Raw genomic sequence first — 13439 nt, 5'->3', positions numbered from 1 at the left:
CCGGATGGGGGCGTGTGGGAGGCGGCGGGAGCGGTGGGTGCGGGCGCCCCGGGCTCCGGCGCGACGGGGGGTACCGGGACGGGGGAGGCCGGCTCTGGCGCGGTGGTGGGTGGGTCGGCGGGCGGGGTGGGGCCGACCGGGGGGTGCGCGGGTGTGGCGGTGGCGGGGCGCTGGGGCGGGGCGTCCATGGCCTGCGCGGGGAGGGCGACCGTCGGCTCGGGGACCGTGACGGGTGCGGTGAGGGCGGCTGCGGGGAGCGGGGGTATCGCGGCCGCAGGGAGCTGGGGCGGGGCCGGGCTGTGCTGCGGGGCGGGAGCGGTGGCCGCAGGAGGCATGGGACCGGCCGCGGGGCCGAACTGCCCTGCGCCGAGGGCCGGCTGCTCGTCCCGCGTCGAGTGCACCAGACGCAGGGTGGGCTCGCCGCCGGGCCCGGGAAGAACCGGATCCGGTGCTACGACGGCTTCGCCCGAGGGCGCCGAAGCCCGCTGCTGCTCCGCCGGCCCGAGCTGGAACAGCGCATCGCGCCGCCAGTCGTCGTCACCCGCCGGCTCCCGCTCCTGTTCCCCGTGAACCATGCCGTCCCGTCCCTTAAGCGATGGTGCCGAGCAGCCGCTCGTACACGCCGAAGGCCCCGATGAGCAGTGGAAGCAGGGCGATGACGCCGGCGGACTCCACCAGGTCACCCGCCCGTCGCAGCCGCGCCCGGATCTGCTCGGCGGGTCGTACGACGAGCGTGCCGAGCGTCAGCACGGCCAGCGCCGCCGACACGACCAGGGCAGGACCCGCCGCACCGGACCGCTGCACCCACACCGCCAACAGCCGTACGACCACCACGGCGGCACCCGCCAGCAGCGCCACGACCTCTGTGACCAGCGGAAACGCCCGCGCCCGCAGGGCCACCACCACCGCCGTGACGACGGCGAGCAGCACGGTCCACACGCCGGGCGCACGCAGCGCCCACACCGCCGCCACGGTCGCCGACACGGCAACGGTGACGGTGGCGAGCACCAGCCCGCGATGGGCGGCCGCCAGCGCCGCGGACGCCTGGTACCGGCTCACGGACACCCCACCGGCCCGCCGGTCGTCGAGCCCGGACAGCCCGGAGGCCGTGAGCGCGAGCCGCGGCAGCACCCCGAGGGCGACGACGGAGACGACGGCGAGCAGCGCACCGGCCCGAGCCTGCTGCCCGGCCGTCTCCGCCCCCGACTGCAAGGCGACGACGCCCTCCCAGCCGAGGACGGTGACGGCGAAAGCGCCGGCGCCCACCGATCCACCGCGGCCCAACCGAGTGAAGTGCCCCAGTAGCACGAGCGTCACGGCACCCACCGCGGCGAGCGCACCCGCGTACAGCGCACCGGACCAGCGGCGGTCATCGGAGAGCGCGGACGCCCCGAGCGCAGCAAGCACCCCGGCCGAGCAGATCAGCGTGCCGGCGACCCCGCCCCGTCGCTCGCCACGCCCCACGAGGGCCCCGACCACAGCGGCGACGGCGGCGACGAGGAGCAACACACCGGCGACGACAGGGGCGTGGTAGGCACTCCGCGCGAGGACCCCGCCCGCACCTACCCACCCCACGGTCGCCAGCCCGGCGACGACGCGCCGCGACTCGGGCCCCCAATGCCACTCCCGCCCAGCGGGATCTTCGGCGGGCTCGTCAGTCACCTCGTGCGTCACGGGCGCGGACGGAGCGTCCCCGGCCCGCACGAGCCGCAGCACGGCACCGTCCCGCACCCCGGCGGACTCAAGGCTGCTGTCGTGAGCGAGCGCGGTCCCGTCCGCGGTCACGAGATGCCGCAACTCGGGCCGCCCACCGGCCCGGTCGCCCAGCACCCGCAGAATCTCGGGCAACAACACCCCGACCGGCTCCCGAGCCGGCAACACGAGTTCGACCCGACGCCGCTCCCCGACCAGGGTGACGCGACTCAGAACAACTGCGGACCCATCGGCCGCCGCACGACTCAAGGCCCCCGCAGACATCACATATTCGAACCTATCACCGGGTGGAGACGGACCCGGCGGAGCTACCCAGCCCCGCCCGAAGACTGCACGGAACCCCCATACGAGAACTCCGGCGACGGCAGGCCCGGTCCCGCCCCCTAAGGTGATCACGTTGCGAGCAGGGCAGGGAAACGGCGTGGCACGGGGGTGCTGATGCGAACACAGGGAACGGCGGCCGAAGTCGCCGGGGCAGCGATGCTGGCTCTGGTGCTGACGGCGTGCGGGGCCGGCGGCTCCAGCTCGGCCCCCGGTTCGGGAGCCGACTCCCCCAAGGGCGGCAGCAAACCCGTGGCGCTGCAGATCGATTCGACCGTCCGGAAGGCCACCTGGACCAGCGGAAACGCCACGCACCGGCTGACGCTCGCGCCCGAGCGGCTCGCGCGCGGCACGGCGGCCGACCTGGAAGGCGTGCAGCTCGACGGCGACCTGAGGGGCATGATCCCGTACTACCTGACCGTCCGCTACACCAACACCGGGCCGCAGACGCTGACCCGGCTCGGTCCCCAGGACGACTTCACGGTCACCTTGGCCGACGGCACGCCGGGCAAGGCGGTCTCACTGTGGAACACGAACACCCTTGCCACCCGGTCGAGTTCGAGGATCCCGGAGGGCTGCGACAAGGCCGGCCCGGCCTCGGCCGCCCCGCACGCCACCGTCACGGTGTGCCAACTGGTCATGCTCCCCGGCGGACATGAGCCCGCAACCGTCGCCTACTCCGACGACAGCGGCGGCACCCTCCTGTGGAACGTCGGTGACGGAAAGGGGGACGGCGACGGGCTGCTGCCGGCGGGCACCACCGCCGAAACCACCTGGGACGACGACACCACCGACGGCATCGCCGTCCCGATCCGCGCCACTCCCCGCAGCGTGCGCGCCGGAAGCCTCACCGACCTGCGCGGCTACGACCTGCACGACACGTCGAAGAACACCGTGCCGTGGTACGTGACGATCACGTATCGCAATGCCGGCGAGCAGACGCTTCTGCCGGTCATGGGCGACAAGGTGGGCGTCCGCAGCGCCGGCGGCCACGAGGCGCGACCGCTCGCCCTGCTCGACCTGTCCTTCTCCGGTGCGGGAGACGGCATCGACCGGTGCCGCGGCAAAATCCCGAACACCCGTCTGAAACCGGACTCCACACTGACCCTCTGCACCATTCATCTGCTGCCCAAGGGCGACCGTCCGGCGATGGTGTCGTTCGAGGGAGAGGGCAAGAGCGTGAAACCGGTGCTGTGGCGGGCGGGCTAGCGCCGCGAAAAAAATCTGACGACGCGTACAACCCTTCCCCCACCCCGCGGGTCGTACTTGGCGTCAGGACTTCTCGGAGGGGGATCTGGGGGGATCGCGGGGGTTCTGATGGCGGAGGGGAAAAGCCGAGGGGGCCCGGTCGACGGACCGGACCCCCTCGAATTCGTCCGCCTTGCGGATCTTCCATCCTTGTGGACCTGCTAGAAGAAGACCCCACAGCGCAGCAGCACATTCGCATACGGCCGCGCTTCCCCTGTCCGTACGACCAGCCGCGCGCCGGCCGACAGCTCCTTGAGCCGCTCGTGCGACACCAGCTCCAGCCTGGGGAAGTGCTCGTCGAGCAGAGCCGAAGCCCCCGGGTTCGCCTCCCGCACCTCGCTCGCCGCCGTGGCACTGTCCACCACCAGCTCGGCCAGCAGACCGTCCACCACCTCCGCGAAGGACGGCACCCCGGCGCGGAACGCCAGGTCCACCACGCGCGGCCCCTCCGGTATCGGCATGCCCGCGTCGCACACCAGCACCGCGTCGCCGTGGCCCAGCTCGGCGAGCGCGCCGGAGAGATGACGGTTCAGGATTCCCGCCTTCTTCACAGGGCGTCGACCTCCCCGGCCGTCGGGAAGGACTCTTGCGCGCCCTCCTTGGTGACGGCGGCGGCGCCGACCCGGGCCGCGTACGCCGCGGCCTCCGCAAGCGACGCCCCCGACCCCAGCCGATACGCCAGCGCCGCCGTGAACGCGTCGCCCGCGCCCGTGGTGTCCACCGCGTCCACCTTCACCGAGGGCACCCGCGTCACCCCGGCCGAGGAGGCCACCAGTGCGCCCTCCGCGCCCAGGGTGACCACGACCGAGCGCGGGCCCTTGGCGAGCAGCAGGCGCGCCCAGTCCTCCGGGCGGTCGGAGACGTAGGCGTCGCCGAGGACCACCTTCGCCTCGTGCTCGTTGACGATCAGCGGGTCGCAGGCCGCCAGCAACTCGGGCGGCAGCGGCCGCGGCGGCGACGGGTTCAGCACGAAGCGGTTGTCCGGCGCCAGGTTCCGTACGACCTCCACGACCGACTCCAGCGGGATCTCCAGCTGGGTCGAGACCACCCGCGAGGCCAGGAACAGGCTCGCGGCGGTCCGTACGTCCTGCGGGGTCAGCCGCCCGTTCGCGCCCGGCGACACCACGATGCTGTTGTCCCCGGAGGGATCGACGGTGATGAGCGCGACCCCCGTCGGCGCTCCACCGACCAGCACTCCCACCGTGTCGACGCCGGCCGCCCGCTGCGAGTCGAGGAGCAGCCTGCCGTACGCGTCGTCGCCGACGCGGGCCAGCAGGACCGTACGGGCCCCGAGGCGGGCGGCGGCGACGGCCTGGTTCGCGCCCTTGCCGCCCGGGTGGACGGCCAGGTCCGAGCCGAGCACCGTCTCGCCGGCGCCCGGCCGCCGCTCGACGCCGATCACCAGGTCGGCGTTGGCGGATCCCACGACCAGCAGGTCGTAGTCGTACATCAAATGACTCCCCTGAGAGATGATGAGAGATGACGTGTGGCGGGCCGTCGTCACCACCGGGCAGCCACCCGAGCAACCCCCGGCTCCCCGGCAGCGACGACCGCCTGCCTGTTCCCCTGTGCCGGTCGCCTCGTCAGCCGCTGAAGCCGGCCACGTTCTCCTTCGTGACCACCTTCACCGGCACCATCACCGACTTCGTGACCTTCTTGCCCTCGGCGACCTTCACCGCGTTCTGTACCGCGATTCTGCCGAGTTCCGTCGGCTGCTGGGCCACCGACGCGTAAAGCGTGCCCGCCTTGACGGCGCTGAGGCCGTCCGGGGTGCCGTCGAAGCCGATGACGGCGACCGACTTGCCGGCCTTGCCGCCGAGCGCCTTGATCGCGCCGAGGGCCATCTCGTCGTTCTCCGCGAAGACACCGTCGATGTCGGGGTGGGCCTGGAGGAGGTTCGTCATCACGTCGAGACCCTTGGTGCGGTCCCAGTCGGCAGGCTGCTCGGCGACCACCTTGATGCCCGGGTAGGCCTTGAGGCCCGCGGTGAAGCCCGCGCCGCGCTCCCGGCTGGCGGAGGTGCCCGCCTGGCCCTGCAGCACCACGATGGTGCCCTTGCCGCCGAGCCTGTCCGCGAGGGACTTGGCGGCGAGCCGGCCGCCGGTGACGTTGTCGGAGGCGACGAGCGCGGCGGTGTCCGCGCTGTTGACGGCACGGTCGACGGCGACGAGCGGGATGCCCGCCTTGTTCACGGCCTTCGCCGCCGGTGTCACCGCGTCGGAGTCCACCGCGTTGACGATGATCGTGCCGAGGCCCTCGCTGGTGAAGTTCTGCAGCTGGTTGGCCTGCTGGGAGGCGTCGTTCTGTGCGTCGGTGACGGTCAGGTCGACGCCCAGCTTCTTCGCCTCCTGCTGCGCCCCGGCGCGGATCTGTACGAAGAACGGGTTGTTGAGGGTTGACAGGGCCAGACCGATCTTCTGGTCCTTCGCCGCCGACGGACCGCCGTGCAGGAACGACATGGCTCCGACGACGGCCGCCGCGACCACGGCCGCGAGCACGTACGTCGCGGCCTGCCTGCCCTTGCCACCGCCCGACGTACCGGCCGCCACCTCGGTCGCCCCGGCCTTGCGCCGCACCGTGTCGAGCAGCACCGCCAGCGCGATCACCACGCCGATGACGACCTGCTGCCAGAAGGCGGACACGGACAGGAGGTTGAGGCCGTTGCGCAGCACCGCCAGGATCAGCGCACCGATGAGCGTGCCGGACGCCTTGCCGGTGCCGCCGGCCAGCGAGGCGCCGCCGATGACGACCGCCGCGATGGCGTCCAGCTCGTATCCCTGCGCGGCCTGTGGCTGCGCGGAGGACAGGCGGGCGGCGAGCACGATGCCCGCGGCCGCCGCGAACAGCCCGGAGAAGGCGTAGATCGCGAGCTTCTGCCTCTTCACCCGCAGGCCGGACAGGCGCGCCGCCTCCTCGTTGCCGCCGATCGCGTACATCGAGCGGCCGATGTATGTACGGCCCAGCACGAATGCCGTGATCAGACCCATGACGACCATGACCAGCACCGGCACCGGCAGCCAGCCTCCGAGCGTGTCACCGAGGTGGGAGACGGAGCCGGGGAAGGCGATGGGGGAGCCCTGCGAGATCACCAGGGACAGGCCGCGGCCCACCGACAGCATGGCGAGCGTCGCGATGAACGGCGGCAGCTTGCCGTACGAGATCAGGAAGCCGTTGACCAGGCCGCAGGCGATGCCCGTCGCGACCGCCATAAGGACGGCCACGACGACCGGCAGGCCCTGCGAAGTGGCGCTCCAGGCAAGGACGGTGGCCGACAGGGCGGCCACGGAGCCCACCGACAGGTCGATGCCCGCCGAGACGATCACGAAGGTGACGCCGAAGGCGAGGATGGCGGTCACGGCCGCCTGGACGCCGACGTTCAGCAGGTTGTCGGTCGTCATGAAGTCGCCGGACAGGGCCGACATGGCGACGACGAGGACGATCAGCGCGGTCAGTGCGCCGTTGTCGAGCAGGAGACGGCGCAGGCCGCTCGTGGCGCCACTCGCGCCCGTCGTGCTCAGACGCGTTTCAGTGGCCACGGGAGGCCTCCGTTTCGTGCGTAGGGGTGCTTACGGCGAGTGCCATCACGGCGTCCTGGGTGGCCTCGTCGGCGGCGAGTTCGCCGGCGATCCGGCCCTGGGCCATCACCAGCACCCGGTCGCTCATGCCGAGGACCTCGGGGAGATCGCTGGAGATCATCAGTACGGCGGCGCCCGCGGCCGTGAGTTCATTGATCAGCTGGTAGATCTCGACCTTGGCGCCGACGTCGATGCCGCGCGTCGGCTCGTCGAGGATCAGCACCTTGGTGTCGGCGAGGAGCCACTTGCCGATGACGACCTTCTGCTGGTTGCCGCCGGACAGGGTCCGTACGGGCTGGCCGAGTCCGGCCATCCGCACGCCGAGCTGCCCCGCGACGCGGCCGGCGGCCTCGCGCCGGCCCTTGAGATCGACGAGCCCCGCGCGCGTGGCCCTCCGCAGCGTCACCAGGCCGAGGTTCTCCTCGACCGACGCGTCGAGGACCAGGCCCTGGCCCTTGCGGTCCTCGGGGATCAGCCCGATGCCGGCCGCCATGGCGGCGTTGACGTCGCCCCGCCGCACTTCGGCCCCGGCGACCTTCACGGCGCCCTTGTCGTACGGATCGGCGCCGAACACGGCCCGCACGACCTCCGTACGACCGGCTCCGACGAGGCCCGCAATGCCGACGACCTCACCGGCGTGCACCTGGAAGCTGACGTCGTGGAAGACGCCGTCGCGGGTGAGTCCCTCGACGGTGAGCAACGCGGCGCCCGCGTCGGCCCGTTCACGCGGGTACTGCTGCTCGATCGAGCGGCCCACCATGAGGCGTACGAGCTCGTCCTCGGGCGTTGCGGCGGGGACCTCCCCGACGCTCTTCCCGTCCCGGATCACGGTGACGCGGTCGCCCAGGGCCGCGATCTCCTCCAGGTGATGGGTGATGAAGACGATCCCCACGCCGTCCTCGCGCAGCCTGCGCACGATCGCGAAGAGCTTCTCGACCTCCTCGGAGGTGAGCACGGCGGTCGGCTCGTCCATGATCAGCACACGTGCGTCCAGGCTCAGCGCCTTCGCGATCTCGACCATCTGGAGGCGTGCGATGCCGAGTTCGCGTACACGCGCGCGTGGCGACACTTGGACGCCCACGCGCGCGAGGAGGACTTCGGCGTCCGCCTCCATCGTCTTCCGGTCGATCATCCCGAAGCGGCGCGGCTGCCGCCCCAGGAAGATGTTCTCGGCGACCGTGAGGTCGGGGACGAGGTTGAACTCCTGGTAGATGGTGGCGATCCCGAGGCGCTCGGAGTCCTGCGCACCATGGATGCGCACCTCCTCGCCGCCGACCAGGATCCGCCCGGCGTCGGGGGTGTAGGCGCCGGAGAGCATCTTGATCAGGGTGCTCTTGCCCGCGCCGTTCTCACCGAGCAGCACATGCACCTCGCCCCGGCGCAGATCGAAGTCGACGCCGTCCAGCGCGACCAGGCCCGGGAAGGTCTTCCGTATGCCCTCGATGCGCAGCAACTCGTCCGCGTTGCTCACAAGTGGCTCCTGTTCTCAGCGGGGTCCTCACCGCACGAGCGGCGTACGACGAGACGGGCGGCGAGGGTGACCGACCGCGCGGGCCGCCCCTCGATGCGGTCGACCAGGGCCCGCACGGCAGCCCGGCCCAGCTCGCCCGTGGGCTGGGCGACCGCGGTGATCGGCGGATCGGTGTGCACGAACCACGGGATGTCGTCGAAGGCGGCCAGCGCGAGGTCCTCGGGAACGCGCAGCCCACGCGCGCGTACGGCGTCCAGCGCGCCGAGCGCCATCAGGTTGTCGGCGGCGAACACGACGTCGGGCGGCTCGGGCAGGTCGAGGAAGCCCTCGGTGACCCGCCGCCCGCTCTCGGCCTGGAAGTCGCCCTGCCCGATGTACGCCTCGGGGAGTTCGAGCCCGTACGCGCCGAGCGCCTCCCGGAAGGCCTCCACACGCTCCCGGCCGGTGGTGGTCGCCGCGGGGCCCGCGATGATGGCGAGCCTGCGGTGCCCGAGCCCGTGGAGATGCGCCACGAGGTCCCGTACGGCGGCCCGCCCGTCCGCCCGCACCACCGGCACGTCGAAGCCCGGGATCCACCGGTCCACGAACACCATCGGCGTGCCCGCGCGCGCGGCGTCCAGCATGAGCGGCGAGCCGCCGTCGGTGGGGGAGACCAGCAGTCCGTCGATACGACGGTCCAGCAGGTTCCGTACGTGGTGGTCCTGGAGGTCGGGCCGCTCGTCGGCGTTGCCGATGATGACGCTGTAGCCGAGCGCGCGGGCCTCCTCCTCGACGGAGCGGGCCAGTTCCGTGAAGTAGGGGTTCATCACGTCGCTGATGACCAGACCGAGGGTGTGGGTCTGGTCGGTGCGCAGGGAACGGGCGACGGCGTTCGGGCGGTAGCCCAGCGCCTCGACGGCCGCCAGCACGCGCGTGCGTGCGTCCGCGCTGACCGACGGATGGTCGTTCAGGACGCGCGAGACCGTGGCGACGGAGACACCCGCCTCGGCAGCGACGTCCTTGATGCTCGCCATCGCCGCTCCACCTCCTTGTGGAATCGATTACACGGAGGATTGGAATCGATTACACAGGGAGTGGCAATACCTCGAGACCGGATCGTGATGTCAGACCCCGGCTGTAGCGTCGGATCATGTCCAATCAGGCGGGGAACTCCACACCGGCGGGCGAGCGGCGGCTCGCCGTGCTCGAGGGCGTCCTGGAGCGGATCACGTACGCCAACGAGGAGAACGGCTACACGGTCGCCCGGGTCGACACCGGCAGAGGAGCCGGCGACCTGCTCACGGTCGTCGGGGCGCTGCTCGGCGCCCAGGTCGGCGAATCCCTGCGCATGGAGGGCCGTTGGGGCTCCCATCCCCAGTACGGCAAGCAGTTCACGGTGGAGAACTACACGACGGTGCTCCCGGCCACCGTCCAGGGCATCCGCCGCTACCTCGGCTCGGGGCTGGTCAAGGGCATCGGCCCCGTCTTCGCCGACCGCATCACCCAGCACTTCGGCCTGGACACCCTGCAGATCATCGAAGAGGAGCCCAAGCGGCTCATCGAGGTCCCCGGGCTCGGCCCCAAGCGCACCAAGAAGATCGCCGATGCCTGGGAGGAGCAGAAGGCGATCAAGGAGGTCATGCTCTTCCTCCAGACCGTCGAGGTGTCCACCTCCATCGCCGTGCGCATCTACAAGAAGTACGGCGACGCCTCGATCTCCGTCGTCAAGAACCAGCCCTACCGCCTCGCGGCCGACGTCTGGGGCATCGGCTTCCTCACCGCCGACAAGATCGCCCAGTCCGTGGGCATCCCGCACGACAGCCCGGAGCGCGTCAAGGCAGGCCTGCAGTACGCGCTGTCGCAGGCCACCGACCAGGGCAACTGCTACCTCCCCGAGGAGCAGTTGATCGCCGACGCGGTGAAGCTGCTGCAGGTCGACACCGGCCTGGTCATCGAGTGCCTCGCCGAACTCGCCCAGTCGCCCGAGGAGGGCGAGGACCCCGGGGTCGTAAGGGAGAAGGTGCCCGGCCAGGACGGCGGCGACCCGGTGACGGCCGTGTACCTCGTGCCCTTCCATCGGGCCGAACTCTCCCTCTCCGCCCAGTTGTTGCGCCTGCTGCGCACCGACGAGGACCGGATGCCCGGCTTCCACGAGGTGGTCTGGGACAAGGCGCTGGCCTGGCTCAAGGGCCGCACGGGCGCCGAGCTCGCGCCCGAGCAGGAGGCCGCCGTCAAGCTCGCGCTGACCCAGAAGGTCGCCGTGCTGACCGGCGGCCCCGGCTGCGGCAAGTCCTTCACGGTCCGCTCGATCGTGGAGCTGGCCCGCGCCAAGAAGGCGAGGGTGGTCCTGGCCGCCCCCACGGGCCGCGCCGCCAAACGCCTGGCCGAGCTCACCGGGGCCGAGGCCTCCACCGTCCACCGTCTGCTGGAGCTGAAGCCCGGCGGTGACGCGGCGTACGACAAGGACCGCCCGCTCGATGCGGACCTGGTGGTCGTCGACGAGGCCTCCATGCTGGACCTGCTGCTCGCCAACAAGCTGGTGAAGGCCGTCCCGCCGGGCGCCCACCTCCTCTTCGTCGGGGACGTCGACCAACTGCCCAGCGTGGGCGCCGGCGAGGTGCTGCGGGACCTGCTCGCCGACGGCAGCCCGATCCCCGCCGTGCGCCTCACGCGCGTGTTCCGCCAGGCCCAGCAGTCGGGGGTCGTCACGAACGCGCACCGGATCAACTCCGGGCAGCACCCGGTCACCGACGGCATGAAGGACTTCTTCCTCTTCGTCGAGGACGACACGGAGGGGGCGGGGCGGCTCACGGTGGATGTGGCGGCCCGTCGGATTCCGGCCAGGTTCGGGCTGGACCCGCGCCGGGACGTGCAGGTCCTCGCGCCCATGCACCGCGGCCCGGCCGGCGCCGGCACGCTCAACGGTCTGCTCCAGCAGGCCATCACCCCGGGCCGCCCCGATGTGCCGGAGAAGCGGTTCGGCGGCCGGGTCTTCCGGGTCGGCGACAAGGTCACCCAGATTCGCAACAATTACGAGAAGGGCAAGAACGGTGTCTTCAACGGCACCGTCGGCGTGGTCACCTCGCTCGACCCGGTCGACCAGCGCCTGACGGTACTGACGGACGAGGACGAGGAGGTCGCGTACGAGTTCGACGAACTGGACGAGCTGGCCCATGCGTACGCCGTCACCATTCACCGCTCCCAGGGGAGTGAATATCCCGCCGTGGTGATCCCGGTCACCGCCGGAGCCTGGATGATGCTGCAGCGGAACCTGCTGTACACCGCGGTGACCCGGGCCAAGAAGCTGGTCGTCCTGGTCGGTTCGCGCAAGGCGATCGGCCAGGCGGTGCGCACGGTGTCGGCCGGGCGACGCTGCACGGCACTCGACTTCCGGCTCTCCCCGAGACCCCTGTGAGAGCTCCCTGGACCCCTGTGCGGCTCCGCCGAGCCGGGTTTGAGACAGGCATCACGAAAAATGATCGATCAAATGAGTCGTGAAGGTCACAGAGCACTTCCGGATGGGGAATCAAGGGGGCAGGATGAGCAAGTTGGCGGCACTCAGTGCCGTCAATAGGCCCGATGGTCGACCCCGAGTGCACTCTCCTGAGCCAATTGGGGGATGGTAGAGACAGTCAGGGCAACCTCGAAGATGAGGCACTACGTCGGTGAGGGAAGACGTGAGCGACAACTCTGTAGTACTGCGGTACGGCGACGGCGAGTACACCTACCCGGTGATCGACAGCACCGTCGGCGACAAGGGCTTCGACATCGGGAAGCTCCGCGCCCAGACCGGTCTGGTGACGCTGGACAGCGGTTACGGCAACACCGCCGCCTATAAATCCGCCATCACCTACCTCGACGGCGAGGCGGGCATCCTCCGGTACCGCGGCTACCCGATCGAGCAGCTGGCGGAGCGCTCCACCTTCCTGGAGGTCGCCTACCTGCTGATCAACGGCGAGCTCCCGACCGTCGACGAGCTCTCCGTGTTCAAGAACGACATCACGCAGCACACCCTGCTGCACGAGGACGTCAAGAACTTCTACAAGGGCTTCCCGCGCGACGCCCACCCGATGGCCATGCTGTCCTCGGTCGTGTCGGCGCTGTCCACGTTCTACCAGGACAGCCACAACCCGTTCGACGAGAAGCAGCGCAACCTCTCGACGATCCGCCTGCTCGCCAAGCTCCCGACGATCGCGGCGTACGCGTACAAGAAGTCGATCGGCCACCCGTTCGTCTACCCGCGCAACGACCTCGGCTACGTCGAGAACTTCCTGCGCATGACCTTCTCGGTCCCGGCGCAGGAGTACGACCTCGACCCGGTCGTCGTCGCCGCCCTGGACAAGCTGCTGATCCTGCACGCGGACCACGAGCAGAACTGTTCGACGTCCACGGTCCGCCTGGTCGGCTCCTCGCAGGCGAACATGTTCGCGTCGATCTCGGCCGGCATCAACGCCCTGTGGGGCCCGCTGCACGGCGGTGCCAACCAGTCCGTCCTGGAGATGCTCGAGGGCATCCAGGCGAACGGCGGCGACGTCGACTCCTTCATCCGCAAGGTGAAGAACAAGGAGGACGGCGTCCGCCTGATGGGCTTCGGCCACCGGGTGTACAAGTCCTTCGACCCGCGCGCGAAGATCATCAAGGCGGCGGCGCACGACGTCCTCTCGGCCCTCGGCAAGTCCGACGAGCTGCTGGACATCGCGCTCAAGCTGGAGGAGCACGCGCTCTCGGACGACTACTTCGTCCAGCGCAACCTCTACCCGAACGTGGACTTCTACACCGGCCTGATCTACCGCGCCATGGGCTTCCCGACCGAGATGTTCACGGTCCTGTTCGCCCTCGGCCGCCTTCCGGGCTGGATCGCCCAGTGGCACGAAATGATCAAGGAGCCCGGCTCCCGCATCGGCCGACCGCGCCAGATCTACACGGGCGTGGTGGAACGGGACTTCGTCCCGGTCGAGGAGCGCTGACAAACGCCGGTGGCGGGGCCGCCCTGGTCTTTTAGGGGCGCGGGGCCGCATCCGTTTGCGGCTCCGCCGCGGGGCGCGGCCGGTCCCCACCGGCCAGCAGCCGGGAAGCAACCTGAAGACCCCCGAACCCCCCGGCTCGATCCGCGAAGCGAACCGGCTGAATCC

Annotated in this window: 9 protein-coding genes and 1 pseudogene; 3 read left to right on the top strand and 7 right to left on the bottom strand. The window is 70.9% G+C overall.

Annotated features, from left to right (window positions below; genetic code table 11):
- Together ABD355_RS24335 and eccD are read right to left on the bottom strand one after the other, a co-directional pair.
- Nucleotides 1-575: pseudogene (locus tag ABD355_RS24335) on the bottom strand (hypothetical protein); the annotation flags it as partial.
- 13 nt (nt 576-588) lie between these two features.
- The gene (gene eccD, locus ABD355_RS24330; protein ID WP_344402716.1) at nt 589-1977 is read right to left on the bottom strand and encodes a type VII secretion integral membrane protein EccD; all 1389 of its coding nucleotides are present in this window, start codon (nt 1975-1977) and stop codon (nt 589-591) included.
- A 174-nt stretch (nt 1978-2151) separates the two neighbouring features.
- Between eccD and ABD355_RS24325 the strand changes: the two genes are divergently transcribed.
- Entirely contained in the window at nt 2152-3243 is a 1092-nt protein-coding gene (locus ABD355_RS24325) for a hypothetical protein (RefSeq protein WP_344402715.1), read from the top strand.
- Between the two features lie 200 nt (nt 3244-3443).
- Here the strand turns inward: ABD355_RS24325 and rbsD are convergent, their stop codons facing one another.
- The 5 genes from rbsD to ABD355_RS24300 form a co-directional block, all read right to left on the bottom strand.
- Nucleotides 3444-3833: a D-ribose pyranase gene (gene rbsD / locus ABD355_RS24320; RefSeq protein WP_344402714.1), complete on the bottom strand. Its 390-nt coding sequence runs from the start codon at nt 3831-3833 to the stop codon at nt 3444-3446.
- Nucleotides 3830-4732 carry a ribokinase gene (locus tag ABD355_RS24315; RefSeq protein WP_344402712.1) on the bottom strand — a complete coding sequence of 301 codons (903 nt, stop codon included), beginning with the start codon at nt 4730-4732 and terminating at the stop codon, nt 3830-3832. Before ABD355_RS24315 ends, rbsD begins: the two co-directional genes overlap by 4 nt.
- Nucleotides 4733-4865: 133 nt before the next feature.
- Nucleotides 4866-6818 carry an ABC transporter permease/substrate-binding protein gene (locus ABD355_RS24310; RefSeq protein ID WP_344402711.1) on the bottom strand — a complete coding sequence of 651 codons (1953 nt, stop codon included), beginning with the start codon at nt 6816-6818 and terminating at the stop codon, nt 4866-4868.
- Nucleotides 6808-8328, bottom strand: coding sequence for a sugar ABC transporter ATP-binding protein (locus tag ABD355_RS24305; RefSeq protein ID WP_344402709.1), 1521 nt, complete (start codon nt 8326-8328; stop codon nt 6808-6810). Before ABD355_RS24305 ends, ABD355_RS24310 begins: the two co-directional genes overlap by 11 nt.
- Nucleotides 8325-9341: a LacI family DNA-binding transcriptional regulator gene (locus ABD355_RS24300; protein WP_344402708.1), complete on the bottom strand. Its 1017-nt coding sequence runs from the start codon at nt 9339-9341 to the stop codon at nt 8325-8327. Before ABD355_RS24300 ends, ABD355_RS24305 begins: the two co-directional genes overlap by 4 nt.
- A 116-nt stretch (nt 9342-9457) precedes the next feature.
- On the opposite strand from ABD355_RS24300, the gene recD2 reads away from it, so the two are divergent.
- Together recD2 and ABD355_RS24290 are read left to right on the top strand one after the other, a co-directional pair.
- A complete protein-coding gene (recD2, locus tag ABD355_RS24295; RefSeq protein ID WP_344402707.1) occupies nt 9458-11722 on the top strand; it encodes an SF1B family DNA helicase RecD2 in 2265 nt (754 codons plus the stop codon).
- Between the two features lie 262 nt (nt 11723-11984).
- A complete protein-coding gene (locus ABD355_RS24290) occupies nt 11985-13274 on the top strand; it encodes a citrate synthase (protein ID WP_030934849.1) in 1290 nt (429 codons plus the stop codon).
- The last annotated feature ends 165 nt before the right edge of the window (nt 13275-13439 follow it).

The organism is Streptomyces longisporus (assembly GCF_039532765.1).
GTDB lineage: Bacteria > Actinomycetota > Actinomycetes > Streptomycetales > Streptomycetaceae > Streptomyces > Streptomyces longisporus.
Note: the sequence above shows the minus strand (reverse complement) of the source record. Positions and strands in the feature narration are given on the sequence as shown.